At 53.3% G+C, this 17921-nt stretch carries 16 protein-coding genes; 13 read left to right on the top strand and 3 right to left on the bottom strand.

Annotated elements, in window-relative coordinates; all coding sequences use genetic code 11:
• Positions 1–381 precede the first annotated feature (381 nt).
• The 3 genes from brnQ (at position 382) to malZ (ending at position 5112) form a co-directional block, all read left to right on the top strand.
• Positions 382–1701 carry a branched-chain amino acid transporter carrier protein BrnQ gene (brnQ, locus tag BZK40_RS14425; RefSeq protein ID WP_003021501.1) on the top strand — a complete coding sequence of 440 codons (1320 nt, stop codon included), beginning with the start codon at positions 382–384 and terminating at the stop codon, positions 1699–1701.
• Positions 1702–1782: 81 nt separating this feature from the next.
• Entirely contained in the window at positions 1783–3156 is a 1374-nt protein-coding gene (proY, locus tag BZK40_RS14420) for a proline-specific permease ProY (RefSeq protein WP_008783922.1), read from the top strand.
• Positions 3157–3294: 138 nt separating this feature from the next.
• Complete coding sequence (gene malZ / locus BZK40_RS14415) at positions 3295–5112, top strand: maltodextrin glucosidase (RefSeq protein ID WP_079934855.1); 1818 nt, start codon at positions 3295–3297, stop codon at positions 5110–5112.
• Here the strand turns inward: malZ and BZK40_RS14410 are convergent.
• Positions 5106–6008, bottom strand: coding sequence for a LysR family transcriptional regulator (locus BZK40_RS14410; RefSeq protein ID WP_048235979.1), 903 nt, complete (start codon positions 6006–6008; stop codon positions 5106–5108). The two genes, malZ and BZK40_RS14410, sit on opposite strands and share 7 nt — an antisense overlap.
• A gap of 273 nt (positions 6009–6281) precedes the next feature.
• Between BZK40_RS14410 and BZK40_RS14405 the strand changes: the two genes are divergently transcribed.
• The 3 genes from BZK40_RS14405 (at position 6282) to BZK40_RS14395 (ending at position 9532) form a co-directional block, all read left to right on the top strand.
• A complete protein-coding gene (locus tag BZK40_RS14405) occupies positions 6282–6923 on the top strand; it encodes a hydrolase (protein WP_003021513.1) in 642 nt (213 codons plus the stop codon).
• 173 nt (positions 6924–7096) lie between these two features.
• The gene (locus tag BZK40_RS14400) at positions 7097–7642 is read left to right on the top strand and encodes an antibiotic biosynthesis monooxygenase (RefSeq protein WP_003830975.1); all 546 of its coding nucleotides are present in this window, start codon (positions 7097–7099) and stop codon (positions 7640–7642) included.
• Positions 7643–7663: 21 nt separating this feature from the next.
• Positions 7664–9532, top strand: a complete 1869-nt coding sequence (locus tag BZK40_RS14395) for an amidohydrolase (protein ID WP_079934854.1) — start codon at positions 7664–7666, stop codon at positions 9530–9532.
• Between the two features lie 67 nt (positions 9533–9599).
• Here the strand turns inward: BZK40_RS14395 and BZK40_RS14390 are convergent, their stop codons facing one another.
• The gene (locus BZK40_RS14390; protein ID WP_003021524.1) at positions 9600–10202 is read right to left on the bottom strand and encodes a peroxiredoxin; all 603 of its coding nucleotides are present in this window, start codon (positions 10200–10202) and stop codon (positions 9600–9602) included.
• Positions 10203–10370: 168 nt separating this feature from the next.
• Entirely contained in the window at positions 10371–10952 is a 582-nt protein-coding gene (acpH, locus tag BZK40_RS14385) for an ACP phosphodiesterase (RefSeq protein WP_003830978.1), read from the bottom strand.
• 90 nt (positions 10953–11042) lie between these two features.
• Between acpH and queA the strand changes: the two genes are divergently transcribed.
• From queA to BZK40_RS14350, 7 genes are all read left to right on the top strand, one after another.
• Positions 11043–12107 carry a tRNA preQ1(34) S-adenosylmethionine ribosyltransferase-isomerase QueA gene (gene queA, locus BZK40_RS14380; protein ID WP_032942525.1) on the top strand — a complete coding sequence of 355 codons (1065 nt, stop codon included), beginning with the start codon at positions 11043–11045 and terminating at the stop codon, positions 12105–12107.
• A 209-nt stretch (positions 12108–12316) separates the two neighbouring features.
• Positions 12317–13444: a tRNA guanosine(34) transglycosylase Tgt gene (gene tgt, locus BZK40_RS14375; RefSeq protein WP_003021535.1), complete on the top strand. Its 1128-nt coding sequence runs from the start codon at positions 12317–12319 to the stop codon at positions 13442–13444.
• A 22-nt stretch (positions 13445–13466) separates the two neighbouring features.
• The gene (gene yajC / locus BZK40_RS14370) at positions 13467–13799 is read left to right on the top strand and encodes a preprotein translocase subunit YajC (protein ID WP_003021544.1); all 333 of its coding nucleotides are present in this window, start codon (positions 13467–13469) and stop codon (positions 13797–13799) included.
• Between the two features lie 27 nt (positions 13800–13826).
• The gene (gene secD, locus BZK40_RS14365) at positions 13827–15674 is read left to right on the top strand and encodes a protein translocase subunit SecD (protein WP_003021547.1); all 1848 of its coding nucleotides are present in this window, start codon (positions 13827–13829) and stop codon (positions 15672–15674) included.
• 10 nt (positions 15675–15684) lie between these two features.
• A complete protein-coding gene (secF, locus tag BZK40_RS14360; RefSeq protein WP_003021550.1) occupies positions 15685–16656 on the top strand; it encodes a protein translocase subunit SecF in 972 nt (323 codons plus the stop codon).
• Between the two features lie 170 nt (positions 16657–16826).
• On the top strand, positions 16827–17192 hold the full coding sequence (locus BZK40_RS14355; protein ID WP_032942527.1) for a VOC family protein: 366 nt from the start codon (positions 16827–16829) through the stop codon (positions 17190–17192).
• A gap of 23 nt (positions 17193–17215) precedes the next feature.
• Positions 17216–17908 (top strand): helix-turn-helix transcriptional regulator, encoded by a 693-nt coding sequence (locus BZK40_RS14350; RefSeq protein ID WP_079934853.1) that lies wholly within the window; start codon positions 17216–17218, stop codon positions 17906–17908.
• The last annotated feature ends 13 nt before the right edge of the window (positions 17909–17921 follow it).

The raw sequence follows: 17921 nt of genomic DNA, 5'->3' as shown, positions 1-17921 counted from the left end.
CAAAAGCCAGCGCAAGCTGGTTTTTTTTATGTGGTCAATAGATGCCTCCTGAATTTTACGACGTTTGATTGTTTTTTGTTCGAATGATTACCCATACCTTTTTCCATGAAATGGTGTTTTGTGCTAACCCTATTTTTCATATCGCTATATTGTTCTGGTTTTTGGATCCCACCTTGCTTTAAAACGTTATAAGCGTTTAAATTGCGCTCCAGGTGCTGTCATACCGACTGCATTTACGCGGTAAATCGAAAAACTATTCTTCGCCGCGCCAGGTCGGGAGTGTTTCCCGCTGGAATTGAGCAAAAATGCCGCTGTATTGTCCCCCAGGGAAAGGCAAAAATTTACTATTTTCAACACCACATCCACAGGCAGTAAGACTTTATGACCCATCAGTTAAAATCGCGCGATATTATCGCTTTGGGATTTATGACATTTGCACTGTTCGTCGGTGCAGGTAACATCATCTTCCCCCCAATGGTTGGTTTGCAGGCAGGTGAACACGTCTGGACTGCGGCTTTTGGCTTTTTGATTACGGCCGTTGGCCTGCCGGTACTTACCGTTGTCGCGCTGGCGAAAGTCGGCGGTGGTGTGGACCGACTGAGCACGCCTATCGGTAAAGTTGCCGGTCTGCTGCTGGCGACCGTTTGCTATCTGGCCGTTGGGCCGTTATTCGCTACCCCGCGTACCGCGACGGTCTCTTTCGAAGTCGGGATTGCACCGCTGACTGGTGACTCTGCGCTGCCGCTGTTTATCTATAGCGTTATCTATTTCGCGATTGTCATTCTGGTTTCGCTTTATCCGGGCAAACTGCTGGATACGGTGGGTAATTTCCTGGCACCGCTGAAAATTCTGGCGCTGGTGGTCCTGTCTGTCGCTGCAATCGTCTGGCCAGCAGGCCCGATCAGTAATGCGATGGAAGCCTATCAAACTGCGGCGTTTTCTAATGGCTTCGTGAACGGGTATCTGACCATGGATACGCTGGGCGCGATGGTGTTTGGTATTGTTATCGTTAACGCCGCTCGCTCGCGTGGTGTTACTGAAGCGCGTCTGCTGACTCGTTATACCGTTTGGGCGGGTTTAATGGCGGGTGTGGGCTTAACGCTGCTGTATCTCGCGCTGTTCCGTCTGGGTTCAGATAGCGCGATTCTGGTCGATCAGTCTGCTAACGGCGCGGCGATTCTGCATGCGTATGTTCAGCACACCTTTGGCGGTGCAGGAAGCTTCCTGCTGGCGGCGCTGATTTTCATCGCCTGTCTGGTCACCGCGGTTGGCCTGACCTGTGCGTGCGCAGAGTTCTTTGCCCAGTACGTTCCACTGTCTTATCGCACGCTGGTATTTATCCTCGGCGGCTTCTCGATGGTGGTTTCTAACCTGGGTCTGAGCCATCTGATTCAGATCTCTATTCCGGTGCTGACGGCTATCTATCCGCCATGTATCGCACTGGTTGTATTAAGCTTTACCCGCTCATGGTGGCATAATTCTTCCCGCGTCATTGCTCCTGCGATGTTTATCAGCCTGATTTTTGGTATCCTTGATGGCATTAAAGCTTCTGCAATTGGCGACGTGTTACCGGCCTGGACCCAGCGTTTACCGCTGGCGGAGCAGGGGCTGGCGTGGTTGATGCCAACAGTCGTGATGGTGGTCCTGGCAGTTATCTGGGATCGCGCCGCGGGTCGACAAGTGACCTCCAGCGCACACTAATATCACTGACAATAAGTTTTAACCACGGGGCTATTAACATGGCCCCGTGGTTTTTTTATTGTGTTAACAGGTTAGGAATCGATGGAAAGTAATAACAAGCTAAAGCGTGGGCTGAGCACCCGGCACATCCGCTTTATGGCATTAGGTTCAGCAATTGGTACCGGGCTGTTTTACGGCTCGGCCGACGCTATCAAAATGGCGGGGCCAAGCGTATTGCTGGCCTATATTATCGGCGGTGTCGCGGCGTACATTATTATGCGTGCGCTGGGCGAAATGTCTGTTCATAACCCGGCAGCCAGCTCCTTCTCGCGCTACGCGCAGGAAAACCTCGGACCGCTGGCAGGCTACATTACCGGCTGGACCTACTGTTTTGAAATCCTGATTGTCGCCATTGCCGACGTGACAGCCTTCGGCATATACATGGGCGTCTGGTTCCCGGCGGTACCGCACTGGATTTGGGTACTCAGCGTGGTGCTGATTATCTGCGCCATCAACCTGATGAGCGTGAAGGTATTTGGTGAGCTGGAGTTCTGGTTCTCGTTCTTCAAAGTCGCCACCATTATCATCATGATTGTCGCCGGTTTCGGTATCATCATTTGGGGGATTGGCAACGGCGGGCAACCAACCGGTATCCATAACTTATGGAGCAACGGTGGCTTCTTCAGCAACGGCTGGCTCGGCATGGTGATGTCGCTGCAAATGGTGATGTTTGCCTATGGCGGGATTGAGATTATCGGGATTACCGCAGGCGAAGCCAAAGACCCGGAAAAATCTATTCCGCGCGCCATCAACTCCGTACCAATGCGTATCCTGGTATTTTATGTGGGGACGCTGTTCGTCATTATGTCTATCTACCCGTGGAACCAGGTGGGTACCGACGGTAGCCCGTTCGTTATGACGTTCCAGCATATGGGCATTACTTTTGCTGCCGGGATCCTCAACTTTGTGGTTCTGACTGCGTCGCTGTCGGCTATTAACTCTGACGTCTTCGGTGTGGGGCGTATGCTACACGGCATGGCGGAGCAGGGCAGTGCCCCGAAAATGTTCGCCAAGACGTCGCGTCGTGGCGTGCCGTGGGTGACGGTAATGGTGATGACTATCGCGCTGCTGTTTGCGGTGTATCTTAACTACATCATGCCGGAAAACGTCTTCCTGGTGATCGCCTCTTTGGCGACCTTCGCCACGGTATGGGTGTGGATTATGATCCTGCTGTCGCAGATTGCTTTCCGTCGTCGTCTGCCGCCGGATGAGGTCAAAGCGCTGAAATTTAAAGTTCCGGGTGGGGTAACGACGACCGTTGTTGGCCTGATTTTCCTGGTCTTTATCATCGCGCTCATCGGCTATCATCCGGATACCCGCATTTCGCTGTACGTCGGCTTTGCGTGGATTGTCCTGCTGCTGGTCGGATGGGGATTCAAGCGCCGTCGCGAGCGCCAACTGGCTGAAGCACAGTAATATTTTTGCCGGGTAGCTTTGCGTTACCCGGCAATTTTCTCCTCCCCCGAACTCCTCCCCCAATAAACGTTAAGATGATGAGTGATCCTGCACATCGCTATGGCAAGGTGACGTCATTATCATCAAAGGGGATACGTGATGTTGAACGCCTGGCACCTTCCGGTTGCCCCATTTGTTAAGCAAAATAAAGATCAACTGACGATTACATTATGGCTGGCGGGGGAAAATCCACCCCAGCGGGTGACGCTACGCGCAGAAAACGATAACGAAGAGATTTCGCTGGCTATGCACAAGCAGCGCAGCCAGCCGCAGCCGGGTGTGACCGCGTGGCGAGCGGCGATCGATCTCTCCAGCGGGCAGCCTCGTCGACGTTATAGCTTTAAATTACTTTGGCTCGATCGTCAGCTGTGGTTCACCCCGCAGGGATTCAGCCGTTTTCCGCCTGCGCGTCTGGAGCAGTTTGCGGTTGATGTGCCGGATAATGGTCCGCAGTGGGTTGCCGATCAGATTTTCTATCAAATTTTCCCGGACCGTTTTGCCCGCAGCCAGTCGCGTGAAGCGGGCCAGGATAACGTCTATTACCACCACGCCGCCGGACACGACATCGTGCGGCGCGAATGGGACGAACCGCTTACGGCTCAGGCCGGTGGCTCCACGTTTTATGGCGGCGATTTGGACGGCATCAGCGAAAAGCTACCGTACCTGAAAACGTTAGGGGTCACGGCGCTGTACCTGAATCCTGTATTTACCGCCCCGAGCGTGCATAAATACGATACCGAAGATTACCGTCATGTCGATCCGCAATTTGGCGGCGACAGGGCGCTACTGCGTCTGCGGCACAACACCCAACGGCAGGGCATGCGTCTGATTCTCGACGGCGTCTTTAACCATAGCGGCGATTCGCACGCCTGGTTTGACCGACATAATCGGGGGACAGACGGGGCGTGCCATAATCCAGAATCCCCCTGGCGCGACTGGTATCATTTCTCAGCCGACGGCGTTGCGCTCGACTGGCTGGGATATTCCAGCTTACCTAAGCTGGACTTTTCCTCGGAAAGCCTGGTGAATGAAATTTATCGTGGTGAAGACAGTATCGTCCGCCACTGGCTGAAAGCGCCGTGGAGTATGGACGGCTGGCGTCTTGATGTGGTGCACATGCTGGGAGAGGCCGGAGGCGCACGTAACAACCTACAACATGTGGCCGGAATTACGCAGGCGGCGAAAGAAACGCAGCCAGAGGCGTATGTGGTGGGTGAGCATTTTGGCGATGCGCGCCAGTGGTTGCAGGCTGATGCAGAAGATGCCGCCATGAACTATCGCGGCTTTACTTTCCCCCTCTGGGGATTTCTCGCCAATACCGATATCTCATACGACCCGCAATCCATTGATGCCCAGACCTGTATGGCATGGATGGATAACTACCGCGCGGGGTTGTCGCATCAGCAACAGCTGCGGATGTTTAATCAGCTCGACAGCCACGATACCGCCCGCTTTAAATCTCTGCTCGGTAAAGACGTCGCAAGGTTACCGCTAGCGGTGGTGTGGCTGTTTACCTGGCCTGGCGTGCCCTGTATTTACTACGGTGACGAAGTGGGGCTGGACGGGAACAACGATCCGTTTTGTCGCAAACCGTTCCCGTGGCAGCCTGAAAAACAGGACGCTGCTCTGCTGGCGTTGTATCAGCGGTTGGCAAAATTACGCCACCAGAATCAGGCGCTGCGCCACGGTGGTTGCCAGGTGATTTACGCCGAGGATAACGTGGTGGTGTTTGTTCGCGTGCTAAACCGACAGCGCGTACTGGTGGCGATTAACCGTGGCCACGCTTGTGAAGTGGTCCTGCCAGCCTCGCCATTACTGAGCGTGAGTCAATGGCAGCACAAAGAGGGCAACGGCATGCTTGCCGACGATATCCTGACGTTGCCGGCGATTTCCGCCTCGGTATGGATAGGTCATTGATATAAGCGCGCAATTTCCGGGCTTGCCAGCAGCGTTTCCCGCCACCAGCGCTGTGCCAGCCCATCGCGGTTATTACGCCATGCCATATATGCCACGTCTTTTTGGCGAAATGAGATAACCGTTTTTTCCACCAGCTCGCCCGTGGTAAGCCACGGGCTGGCGATATGGCGGGGGAGAAATCCGCAGCCCATACCGGCTCGTAGTAGCATCACCTTACTGTGGAAGTCATCGACGCGGATTTGCGCCTGTTCCTCCATCAGATTGGTTTGTAACGGATGGCAGAAGCGGGCGCTGTCGCTGATAACAATCGCCCGATGCAGGCATAACTGTTCGTTGGTCAGGCCGTCTGCTGCTGCGGCCAGCGGATGCTCAGGCGCAACGACAAACACATTGTCCAACGTGCCGAGCATTTTATAGGACCAGGCTGCAGACGTTGGCGGTTCATTAATTGCCCCCAGAATAATATCGGCTCCATTATGGGTCAGCTCCTCCCAGGAGCCCGCCAGCGTATGGTGGGTAAAACTGAGGCGAGTTTGCTTATTCAGCGCATGAAATTCATCGATAATGGGCAACAGCGCGGAGAAAGGGAAGGAGTCGTCCAGCGCAATTGCCAGCTCTTTTTCCCAGCCTGAACTCAGCTGTACCGCCTGCTTTTCGAGATCTTTTGCCGCATTCAGCAGCAAACGCCCTTTTTCCAGCATCATCTGTCCGGTATCGGTAAATTTTGCCCGGTGCCCGGAACGGTCAAGCAGCTCGATATTCAAATCGCTTTCCAGCTTCTGAATCATATAGCTGAGTGCGGCAGGGGTTTTAAACAGCGACTCGGCCGCTGCGGCAAATGAACCCTGTTTGTCGAGAGCGTCGAGAATAAGCAAAACATCCAGATTAATGCGCATAAGCAGAAAATATCCTGAAAATTAAACCCTTCTGTTGTACCGAATGAAGAAAAACAATGCCAGTGAATAAATTAGATGAGTCATGCGCATTTTTTTGATGTTGTTTAGGATATATCGCAACACAAAATTAATAGTTTCACAGGATGGTAAGTTTTCTTTAATAACTCGTTAGAAATTTCCCGCTATACTCAACAAGCTTTCTGATTCAGGATCCTGCTGCTGACGGCAGATACAGACCGTTGCCTTTTAACTTATTGATTAAGAAGGTGTGCTATGTCTATTCGGGAACTGATTGACCCTCAAAACTCTACGCTTATTTTTATTGATCATCAGCCGCAAATGTCATTCGGTGTGGCGAATATTGATCGCCAGACTTTAAAAAATAATACCGTGGCATTAGCGAAAGCCGGGAAAATATTCAATGTTCCGGTGATTTATACTTCTGTAGAAACCAAAAGTTTTAGCGGATATATCTGGCCGGAATTGTTAGCGGTTCATCCTGATGTCAAACCCATTGAACGCACCTCAATGAACTCCTGGGAAGATGCGGCGTTTGTGAAAGCGGTGGAAGCGACCGGGCGTAAAAAACTGATTATCTCCGCGCTGTGGACCGAAGTATGTCTGACTTTTCCGGCGCTGATGGCACTGGAGGCAGGCTATGAAGTTTATGTGGTAACGGATACCTCCGGCGGCACGTCCGTAGATGCTCATGAGCGTTCTATCGACCGCATGGTACAGGCAGGTGCCGTACCCGTAACTTGGCAACAGGTTCTTCTCGAGTACCAGCGCGACTGGTCTCGCAAAGAAACCTACGACGCCGTAATGGATCTGGTACGCGAGCACAGCGGCGCCTACGGTATGGGCGTGGATTATGCCTATACCATGGTGCATGGCGCGCCGGAACGTAAAGCTTAAATACATGTCATCCTTCATGTTGCATCTTTGTTGGCTTCGCTTGCGTACCCCGGTCACTTACTTATGTAAGCTCCCGGGGATCCACAACCTTGCCGCCTCGATGCACCATGAATGATTTTGTGTATTGCTTTCCTGGCCTAAGCGGCCTGTTTCCTGTCAACAAGGAACCCTTCATGGCGCAGAACAAACATGTGACGTTGGTAATTACTCACACTCTGCTACCTGAGCAGGCGCAGCGGTATGAGCAGTGGCTGGGGAAAATCATGCCTGTAGCGGCTGAATTTCCCGGTCATCTCGGGGCGAACGTGATTCGCCCGGCAGATGGCAACAACCTGTGGAACATCATTATCCGCTTCGACACGCTTGAGCATCTGTATAGCTGGACCCAGTCCGATACGCGCCGCGTGTTGGTCGAAGAGATTGCTCCACTGCTGGCTGAAGGTGACAAAACCGAAATTCGCACCGAAGCAGCATTCTGGTTTACGCCGCCCGCGCCCCATGTACGCCAGCCCAAACGCTGGAAACAGTTTCTGATAACCCTGCTAGTGATATTTCCCAGCACCAATCTGGTGCCGTGGTTGACCGGCATTGTGCTGCCTGCAATGAAGGGCTCGTTACTCCTGCATCTCATCAATGATGCCTTTGTGGTTGCGCTGGTGGTCTGGTTCTGGATGCCCATCGTAACCCGTCTGTTTGCCGGATGGCTGAAAAAAGCCTGACCGGTACCTCAGGAGATTGTTATGTCTCAAACTGCCACACTGATTCTGACTCACGGAAAAATTCATACTCTCGACAGGCAAAGTCCGCAGGTCGAGGCGGTAGCGATCGCCAACGGAAAGATCCTGGCGACCGGTAGCCACGATCGGGTAATGAGCTTTGCCGCCGAAGGGACGCAGGTTGTCGATCTGCAAGGACATACGGTGATTCCGGGCCTGAACGATTCGCACCTGCACCTTATTCGTGGTGGACTGAATTACAACCTGGAATTGCGTTGGGAAGGCGTGCCGTCACTGGCGGACGCGCTACGCATGCTCAAAGACCAGGCTGACAGAACGCCGTCGCCACAATGGGTACGCGTGGTGGGCGGCTGGAGTGAATTCCAGTTTGCCGAACGTCGCATGCCAACCCTCGAAGAACTGAATGAAGCCGCTCCTGATACTCCGGTTTTTGTTCTGCATCTCTACGACCGGGCTTTGCTCAACCGCGCCGCGCTGAAAGCGGTTGGCTATACCAAAGCGACGCCGGATCCGGCGGGCGGTGAGATTGTGCGTGATAGCAACGGCAACCCGACCGGAATGCTGATCGCTAAACCGAACGCCATGATCCTTTATTCGACGCTGGCAAAGGGACCAAAACTGCCGCTGGAAATGCAGGTTAATTCGACCCGCCAGTTTATGCGTGAACTGAACCGTCTGGGACTGACCAGCGCCATCGATGCGGGCGGCGGCTTCCAGAACTACCCGGAAGATTACGAGATCATTGAGCAGTTACACGCTAACAAACAGATGACGGTACGTATTGCCTACAATCTGTTTACCCAGCGTCCGAAGCAGGAACTGGAAGACTTTGAACGCTGGACCGATATGCTCAAGCCAGGGCAGGGAACCGACTTCTATCGTGCCAACGGGGCAGGGGAAATGCTGGTCTTTTCTGCAGCGGATTTTGAAGACTTCCTTCAGCCACGTCCGGATCTGCCGGAGGGGATGGAAGATGAGCTGGAGCGCGTGGTTCGTCACCTGGTGGAGCATCGCTGGCCGTTCCGCCTGCACGCCACCTACGATGAATCTATCAGCCGAATGTTGGACGTATTTGAGAAAGTTAATCGTGATATCCCGTTCAATGGCCTGCACTGGTTCTTCGATCACGCCGAAACAATTACTGAACGGAACATTGAGCGTGTAAAAGCACTGGGCGGCGGGATTGCGGTCCAACACCGTATGGCGTTCCAGGGAGAGTATTTTGTCGATCGCTACGGCAAAGACGCGGTTAAACATACGCCGCCGGTGGCGAAAATGCTGGCGGCTGACGTTCCGGTCGGGCTGGGGACTGACGCCACCCGCGTGGCCAGCTACAACCCGTGGACCGCGCTCTACTGGCTGGTTTCGGGCCGTACCGTTGGCGGGATGGCAATGTACGATGATAACAACCGTCTGCCGCGTGATGTTGCCCTGGAACTGTGGACGGCCGGGAGCGCCTGGTTTTCCAGCGAGCAGAGTAAGAAAGGGCACATCGAGAAAGATCAACTGGCCGACCTGGTGGTGCTGTCTAAAGATTACTTCAGCGTGCCGGAAGAAGAGATCAAAGGTATTGAGTCGGTGATGACCGTTGTTGATGGCAAAGTGGTTTACGCCGCAGGGCATTTCACCCCGCTGGCACCACCTGCTATTCCGATTGTGCCGGACTGGTCGCCAGTGGTGAAGGTGCCAGGGCATTATCGCTCAGCACCACCTGCTGCGGCGAAAATTGGCGCAATGGTGCAGATGCACCAGTGCTGCGGCAGCTGCGGCGTACACGGTCACCAGCATGATATTGCGCGGAAATCGGGGATTCCGGTGTCAGATGACCGGGCTTTCTGGGGCGCGCTTGGCTGCTCCTGCTTCGCGTTTTAATCGCTTATCGGATCTGCTAACAATAAAAAAGGCCCGCATTTGCGGGCCTTTTGTCGATTCATGCCAATTACAGGCTGGAAACGTTCTCGGTCAGGTATTTTGCCACGCCGTCCGGAGACGCGTTCATACCTTCTTTACCTTTTTCCCACTGTGCCGGGCAAACGTCGCCGTGCTCTTCGTGGAACTGCAGCGCGTCAACCATGCGCAGCATTTCGTCGATGTTACGACCCAGCGGCAGATCGTTAACCACCTGGTGGCGAACAACGCCGTTAGCGTCGATCAGGAAAGAACCGCGCAGAGCAACGCCCGCTTCCGGGTGCTCGATGCCGTAGGCTTTCTGGATTTCGCGTTTGATGTCAGCAACCATTGCGTATTTCACTGCACCGATGCCGCCTTTGTCGACAGGGGTGTTACGCCATGCGTTGTGGACAAATTCAGAGTCGAAGGAAACGCCAACAACTTCAACGCCGCGCTTCTGGAATTCTTCGTAACGTTTGTCGAATGCAATCAGTTCAGACGGGCAAACGAAGGTGAAGTCCATCGGCCAGAAGAACAGAACGGTGGTTTTACCGTTGGTATGCTGTTTGAAGTTGAAGTTTTCAACGATCTCACCGCTACCCAGTACCGCAGCTGCTGTGAAATCCGGAGCCTGACGAGTTACCAGTACCATATAATTCTCCTGCAAAGTTAAGGGGTTTTTGGAACGCAACGCGGGCCAGTATAGAGAGTGTTCGGGAATAAGACAAAGAGGCGCTGGCAATCAATGAGACAGGTTTTGTCTATCAATCTTTTGCCGGACGGCGGCTACTGCTTATCCGGCGGGGAATGCGGGCTGCGATCAAAGGGTTTTACACCGCGCCTGTTCCATCATTTGCGGATAAAACTGCCAGAATCGTTCTTCTAACGCATCGTAATGCGTATCGAGGTCATACCATGAGTCGCGTAGGGCATCGAGCCGTGGACGGCGGCTGGCCATGCCGTTCAGGACGTTCTGGATAAAATCCATGTCCCGGTAGCGCTCAAGCCATTTCTCTGACCATATATAGTTGTTCAGATTGATAAAGCGCGGCGGCGATTCCGGCAAAATAGTGGTTACCTGGGTACGGGCATAGCGCACAAAGTCCGTCAGCGGGAAGTCAGGGGAGATTTCCGACCAGTGACGCGACAGAAAATGATCCCACATAACGTCCAGCGTAATCGGCGCGACACGGCGTGTTTCGCTACGAAACCACTCTTTGGCTTCACGCACCTGCGGTAAGTTATCAGTCATCACGTCGATACGACGATGCATGAAGATGCCTGCTACCACATCAGGCGAGTAGTGTGTTTCCGGATTACCCCGGACAAAATCGGCCAGCAGATTGCCGGAAAGCGAGCTATCGGCAAGGTGAGCGAGATGCAAATGTGCAAGAAAATTCATAGTTAAACGTTTATCCAGAGGGGTAAAGGTTGCAGGGAGAACGCCCCGGCACTAGACTACCCGCCTCTTATTTTAGTCTGAGTCAGTGTCATGCGCGTTACCGATTTCACCTTTGAACTACCCGAATCCCTGATTGCCCACTATCCGCAAGCTGAGCGCAGTAGCTGCCGCTTGCTGTCTTTGGACGGGCCGACGGGCGCGCTGACGCACGGTACTTTCACCGATTTGCTCGATAAGCTCAACCCTGGAGACTTGCTGGTCTTTAACAACACCCGCGTCATTCCTGCGCGTCTGTTTGGTCGTAAAGCCAGCGGCGGTAAGATTGAAGTGCTGGTCGAGCGTATGCTGGATGACAAACGTATTCTGGCGCATATTCGTGCCTCGAAAGCGCCGAAACCGGGTGCCGAGCTGCTGCTGGGCGACGACGAAAGTATTAAAGCGACGATGGTCGCCCGCCATGACGCGCTGTTTGAAGTTGAGTTTAACGACGAACGCAGCGTGCTGGATATCCTCAACGCCATCGGCCATATGCCGTTGCCGCCGTATATCGACCGTCCGGATGAAGACGCCGACCGCGAGCTGTACCAGACCGTGTACAGCGAAAAACCGGGTGCCGTCGCTGCGCCGACCGCGGGTCTGCATTTTGACGATCCGCTGCTGGCTAAACTGCGCGATAAAGGCATTGAAATGGCGTTCGTCACCCTGCACGTTGGAGCGGGTACTTTCCAACCGGTGCGCGTAGACACCATCGAAGACCACATTATGCATTCCGAATATGCGGAAGTGCCGCAGGATGTAGTGGACGCGGTGCTGGCGGCGAAAGCGCGCGGTAATCGCGTGATTGCGGTAGGTACCACCTCCGTGCGTTCGCTGGAAAGTGCGGCGCAGGCGGCCAAAAACGATCTCATCGAGCCGTTCTTCGGCGATACACAAATCTTTATTTATCCAGGCTATAAATATCAGGTGATTGATGCTCTGGTCACCAACTTCCACCTGCCGGAATCAACGCTGATTATGCTGGTTTCCGCATTTGCTGGTTATAAAAACACCATGCACGCCTATCATGAAGCGGTAAAAGCGGAATATCGCTTTTTTAGTTACGGGGATGCCATGTTTATCACGTACAATCCGCAGGCTATTTCTGAGCGACCGTGAGAAGGCTATCTCACTTGCCATTTTGATGGCGGGCAGTGCTCGCCATCCTCACGTACTACGTGTACGCTCCGGTGGCTGTGCGCTGGTCGCCCCCCAAACTGGCTGCGCCGATTGCGCCTTCGCCAGTGGGTTAATATATTTTTACTCCGTGGAGTGATTCCGTGGGGAAAGTTTAATCATCAGACTGTCTCTCTGATGCAGGAGAAAAAATGAAATTTGAACTGGATACCACAGACGGTCGCGCTCGCCGTGGCCGCCTGGTTTTTGATCGTGGCGTAGTAGAAACGCCTGCTTTTATGCCGGTCGGTACTTACGGCACAGTAAAAGGCATGACGCCGGAAGAAGTTGAAGCGACCGGCGCACAGATTATCCTCGGCAACACTTTCCACCTGTGGCTGCGCCCGGGTCAGGAAATCATGAAACTGCACGGCGATCTGCACGATTTCATGCAGTGGAAAGGGCCGATCCTCACCGACTCCGGCGGCTTCCAGGTGTTCAGCCTGGGCGATATCCGTAAGATAACCGAGCAGGGCGTGCATTTCCGTAACCCGATCAACGGCGATCCGATTTTCCTCGATCCCGAGAAGTCGATGGAGATTCAATACGATCTCGGTTCCGATATCGTGATGATCTTCGATGAATGTACACCGTATCCGGCCGACTGGGACTATGCTAAACGCTCAATGGAGATGTCTTTGCGTTGGGCGAAGCGCAGCCGTGACCGTTTTGATAGTCTCGGCAACAAAAATGCGCTTTTTGGCATCATTCAGGGCAGTGTTTACGAAGATTTACGTGATATCTCCGTCAAAGGTCTGGTAGATATCGGCTTTGATGGCTACGCTGTCGGCGGTTTGGCTGTCGGTGAGCCGAAGGAAGATATGCACCGCATTCTGGAACATGTTTGCCCGCAGATTCCGGCAGATAAACCGCGTTACCTGATGGGCGTCGGCAAACCAGAAGATCTGGTTGAAGGCGTGCGTCGCGGTATCGATATGTTTGACTGCGTGATGCCAACGCGAAATGCCCGTAATGGTCATTTGTTTGTGACTGACGGCGTGGTAAAAATTCGTAACGCGAAACATAAAAGCGACACCAGTCCGCTCGATGCTGAGTGTGATTGCTACACCTGTCGCAATTATTCGCGCGCTTACTTGCATCATCTCGACCGTTGCAACGAAATATTGGGCGCGCGTCTCAACACGATTCATAACCTTCGCTACTACCAGCGTTTGATGGCGGGTTTACGCAAGGCTATTGAAGAGGGTAAATTAGAGAGCTTCGTAACCGATTTTTACCAACGTCAGGGTAGACCAGTTCCACCTGTGAACGTTGATTAATTTTAATAATGAGGGAATTTGAATGAGCTTTTTTATTTCTGATGCGGTAGCGGCAACAGGAGCTCCGGCGCAGGGCAGCCCGATGTCTCTGATTCTGATGCTGGTGGTGTTTGGTCTGATTTTCTATTTCATGATCCTGCGCCCACAGCAAAAGCGTACCAAAGAACACAAGAACCTGATGAACTCCATTGCGAAAGGCGATGAAGTACTGACTAACGGTGGTCTGGTGGGTCGCGTGACTAAAGTAGCAGAATCTGGCTACATCGCTATCGCGCTGAACGACACCACTGAAGTGGTTATCAAACGTGATTTCGTAGCTGCCGTTCTGCCGAAAGGCACCATGAAGGCGCTGTAATTTATTGTTTTCCCAAAGGGAACTGCCGTGTTAAACCGTTATCCTTTGTGGAAGTATGTCATGCTGATCGTCGTTATTGTCGTCGGTCTGCTCTATGCGCTTCCCAACCTGTATGGTGAGGATCCGGCTGTTCAAATCACTGGCGTGCGCGGTGCCGCCGCCAGTGAGCAAACGCTGATCCAGGTCCAGAAAACGTTACAAGAAGATAAAATCACACCTAAGTCTGTGGCTCTGGAAGAGGGTGCTATTCTCGCGCGCTTCGACTCCACTGATACCCAACTGCGCGCACGTGAAGTATTAATGGGCGTACTGGGCGATCAGTACGTCGTGGCGCTTAACCTTGCTCCGGCAACCCCGCGCTGGCTGGCTGCCATTCACGCAGAACCGATGAAACTCGGTCTTGACCTGCGTGGCGGCGTTCACTTCCTGATGGAAGTGGATATGGACACCGCGCTGAGTAAGTTGCAGGAACAAAATATCGATAGCCTGCGCAGCGATCTGCGTGAAAAAGGCATTCCTTATACTACTGTTCGCAAAGAAGATAACTACGGTCTGAGCATCACTTTCCGTGATAGCAGCGCCCGTGATGAAGCTATCTCTTACCTGAGCAAACGTCACCAGGATCTGGTTATTTCCAGCCAGGGCAGCAATGCTCTGCGTGCGGTAATGACCGATGCGCGCCTGAGCGAAGCCCGTGAATACGCGGTACAGCAGAACATCAACATTCTGCGTAATCGTGTTAACCAACTGGGTGTTGCTGAGCCGGTGGTACAACGTCAGGGTGCTGACCGCATTGTGGTCGAACTGCCGGGTATTCAGGATACCGCGCGTGCGAAAGAAATTCTGGGCGCAACCGCGACGCTGGAATTCCGTCTGGTAAATACCAACGTTGACCAGTCTGCTGCGGCATCCGGGCGTGTACCGGGTGACTCGGAAGTGAAACAATCTCGTGAAGGTCAGCCGGTTGTGCTGTACAAGCGCGTGATCCTGACCGGTGACCATATCACCGACTCCACTTCCAGCCAGGACGAATACAATCAGCCACAGGTTAACATCTCGCTGGATAGCGCGGGTGGTAACATCATGTCCAACTTCACCAAGGACAACATCGGTAAGCCGATGGCGACCCTGTTTGTGGAGTACAAAGACAGCGGTAAGAAAGATGCCAACGGTCGTGCAGTACTGGTGAAGCAGGAAGAGGTGATTAATATCGCCAATATCCAGTCTCGACTGGGTAACAGCTTCCGTATCACCGGTATCAACAACCCGAACGAAGCACGCCAGCTTTCCCTGCTGTTACGTGCCGGTGCGTTGATTGCGCCGATTCAGATTGTTGAAGAACGTACCATCGGCCCAACCCTGGGTATGCAGAACATTAAACAGGGTCTGGAAGCATGTCTGGCCGGTCTGGTGGTGTCTATCCTGTTCATGATCTTCTTCTATAAGAAGTTCGGTCTGATTGCGACCAGTGCGCTGATTGCGAACCTGGTGCTGATTGTCGGTATTATGTCGTTGCTGCCGGGTGCTACGCTGAGTATGCCGGGGATTGCGGGGATCGTCTTAACCCTTGCCGTCGCGGTCGATGCGAACGTACTGATCAACGAACGTATCAAAGAAGAGTTGAGTAACGGGCGTTCGGTGCAGCAGGCCATCAATGAAGGTTATGCGGGCGCATTTAGCTCCATCTTTGATGCGAACATTACGACGCTGATCAAGGTCATCATCCTGTACGCAGTTGGCACCGGGGCAATTAAAGGGTTCGCGATTACTACCGGTATTGGTGTGGCGACGTCGATGTTTACCGCGATTGTCGGTACACGTGCCATCGTAAACCTGTTGTATGGCGGCAAGCGCGTCAAAAAGCTGTCAATCTGAGGAGTGCGAAGTGGCACAGGAATATACTGTTGAACAATTGAACCACGGCCGTAAAGTCTGGGACTTTATGCGCTGGGACTACTGGGCTTTCGGCATTTCAGGTTTCCTGCTGATTGCGGCCATCGTGGTGATGGGCGTACGCGGGTTTAACTGGGGTCTCGATTTCACCGGTGGTACGGTTATTGAAATCACGCTGGAAAAACCGGCCGATATGGACGTGATGCGCGATGCGCTGGAGAAAGCGGGCTTCGTTGATCCGCTTCTGCAGAACTTCGGCAGCAGCCACGACATTATGGTACGTATGCCGCCAACTGAAGGTGCAGACGGCGGTCAGGTGCTGGGTAGCAAAGTGTTGAGTGTGATTAACGAATCCACCAACCAAAACGCCGCGGTGAAGCGAATTGAATTCGTGGGTCCGAGCGTGGGTGCAGACCTGGCGCAAACCGGTGCGATGGCGCTGATGGCGGCGTTGATCTCCATCCTGGTGTACGTCGGTTTCCGCTTTGAGTGGCGACTGGCGGCAGGGGTAGTTATCGCGCTGGCGCACGACGTGATTATCACACTTGGGATCCTGTCGTTGTTCCATATCGAGATTGACCTGACTATCGTCGCATCACTGATGTCGGTAATCGGTTACTCGCTGAACGACAGTATCGTTGTATCTGACCGTATTCGTGAAAACTTCCGCAAAATTCGTCGCGGTACGCCTTACGAAATCTTTAACGTGTCACTGACTCAAACGCTGCACCGTACGTTGATTACGTCCGGTACAACGTTGATGGTTATTCTGATGCTGTTCCTGTTCGGTGGTCCGGTACTGGAAGGATTCTCGCTGACGATGCTGATCGGTGTTTCCATCGGTACTGCGTCTTCTATCTACGTGGCATCGGCGCTGGCGCTGAAGCTGGGTATGAAGCGTGAGCACATGCTGCAGCAGAAGGTCGAGAAAGAAGGGGCGGATCAACCGTCGATTCTGCCTTAACCCATCCAGGAGTGAAGATACTGGAATCCCGATCGCAAGGTCGGGATTTTTTTTGCCTGTGAATTAGCGACAGGTAATTATCTTTTCCTGTCGCCACACTACTGACAGTATGCTGTCAGTAGCCCTGTCATATAGTCCTCCTGAGATTACCCACACAGGCAGGAGGAAGTATGAGCAATGTAATTAATTGGTTTGAAATCCCCGTGGTACAAATGGATCGCGCCATCGCTTTTTATGAGCCAGTAATGCAGGTTTCTTTGCGCCGGGAGAACATGGACTGCGCTGAGCTCGCCGTATTTCCGCATCAGGATCCCGCTCCCGGCGGGGCGCTGGCTAAATTTGACGGTATTACGCCTTCAGCGCAGGGCGCTATTATTTATCTGCATACGGACGATTTGGCTGCAACGCTTGAACGCGTCGCCACTGCTGGCGGTCAGTGTGTGTTTGGCCCACTCGAACTGGGGCAGGACATTGGTACGATTGCGCTATTTACTGACAGCGAAGGCAATCGTGTTGGTTTACATCAACCCGCGTAATATTTTCAGCACTGAGGATTAAAATGAGCAGACGCGCCGACCGCTTGTTTCAGATTGTGCAAATCCTGCGTGGCAGGCGAGTGACAACGGCGGCGCTGCTGGCAGAGCGTCTTGAGGTTTCTGAACGGACGATTTATCGCGATATCCGCGATCTCTCTTTATCCGGTGTGCCTATTGAAGGCGAAGTGGGCAGCGGATACCGCTTAATGCCCGGGTTTGATCTACCGCCGTTGATGTTAACGCATCACGAATCAGAAGCATTGATGGTAGCGATTCGATTGCTGAAAACATGGGGTGGGGATTCACTCTCACAGGCGTTGGAATCCGCGCAGGAAAAAGTGTTGGCGATATTGCCGCCAGAGAGTCGGCGCAGAGCCGAGCAAACGCGGATTTTCGCGCCAGATTTTGGTAATCAGCCGCATTCACGTAGTGCCTTCGATCTCATACATCGCGCGGTTTCAGCACAGCAGGTGCTGGCGCTGCATTATCGTGATGAGTCCGGGAATCTCTCCTGGCGCGACGTTCAGCCGCTGGGATTATTTTTCTGGGGCGAGCACTGGCTGCTGGTTGGCTGGTGCGAGAAGCGTGACGATTATCGTTGCTTTCGCGTTGATCGATGTCTGAAGATTACGCCACTCGACAGGCATTTTCGCGAATCGGCAGATCGCTCGCTAAGTGACTTTTTGCGTAAAGTACGCTGTGAAGACCAGCCATAAAAAAGCCAGCGGT

The sequence above is a fragment of the Citrobacter portucalensis genome (genome assembly GCF_002042885.1).
In the GTDB taxonomy this organism is placed as follows: Bacteria; Pseudomonadota; Gammaproteobacteria; order Enterobacterales; family Enterobacteriaceae; genus Citrobacter; species Citrobacter portucalensis.
Note: the sequence above shows the minus strand (reverse complement) of the source record. Positions and strands in the feature narration are given on the sequence as shown.

Bases quoted from the DNA above. Each gene is read 5' to 3' on its own strand.
- brnQ (WP_003021501.1), top strand. From the start codon at position 382: ATGACCCATCAGTTAAAATCGCGCGATATTATCGCTTTGGGATTTATG.
- proY (WP_008783922.1), top strand. From the start codon at position 1,783: ATGGAAAGTAATAACAAGCTAAAGCGTGGGCTGAGCACCCGGCACATC.
- malZ (WP_079934855.1), top strand. From the start codon at position 3,295: ATGTTGAACGCCTGGCACCTTCCGGTTGCCCCATTTGTTAAGCAAAAT.
- BZK40_RS14410 (WP_048235979.1), bottom strand. From the start codon at position 6,008: ATGCGCATTAATCTGGATGTTTTGCTTATTCTCGACGCTCTCGACAAA.
- BZK40_RS14405 (WP_003021513.1), top strand. From the start codon at position 6,282: ATGTCTATTCGGGAACTGATTGACCCTCAAAACTCTACGCTTATTTTT.
- BZK40_RS14400 (WP_003830975.1), top strand. From the start codon at position 7,097: ATGGCGCAGAACAAACATGTGACGTTGGTAATTACTCACACTCTGCTA.
- BZK40_RS14395 (WP_079934854.1), top strand. From the start codon at position 7,664: ATGTCTCAAACTGCCACACTGATTCTGACTCACGGAAAAATTCATACT.
- BZK40_RS14390 (WP_003021524.1), bottom strand. From the start codon at position 10,202: ATGGTACTGGTAACTCGTCAGGCTCCGGATTTCACAGCAGCTGCGGTA.
- acpH (WP_003830978.1), bottom strand. From the start codon at position 10,952: ATGAATTTTCTTGCACATTTGCATCTCGCTCACCTTGCCGATAGCTCG.
- queA (WP_032942525.1), top strand. From the start codon at position 11,043: ATGCGCGTTACCGATTTCACCTTTGAACTACCCGAATCCCTGATTGCC.
- tgt (WP_003021535.1), top strand. From the start codon at position 12,317: ATGAAATTTGAACTGGATACCACAGACGGTCGCGCTCGCCGTGGCCGC.
- yajC (WP_003021544.1), top strand. From the start codon at position 13,467: ATGAGCTTTTTTATTTCTGATGCGGTAGCGGCAACAGGAGCTCCGGCG.
- BZK40_RS14355 (WP_032942527.1), top strand. From the start codon at position 16,827: ATGAGCAATGTAATTAATTGGTTTGAAATCCCCGTGGTACAAATGGAT.
- BZK40_RS14350 (WP_079934853.1), top strand. From the start codon at position 17,216: ATGAGCAGACGCGCCGACCGCTTGTTTCAGATTGTGCAAATCCTGCGT.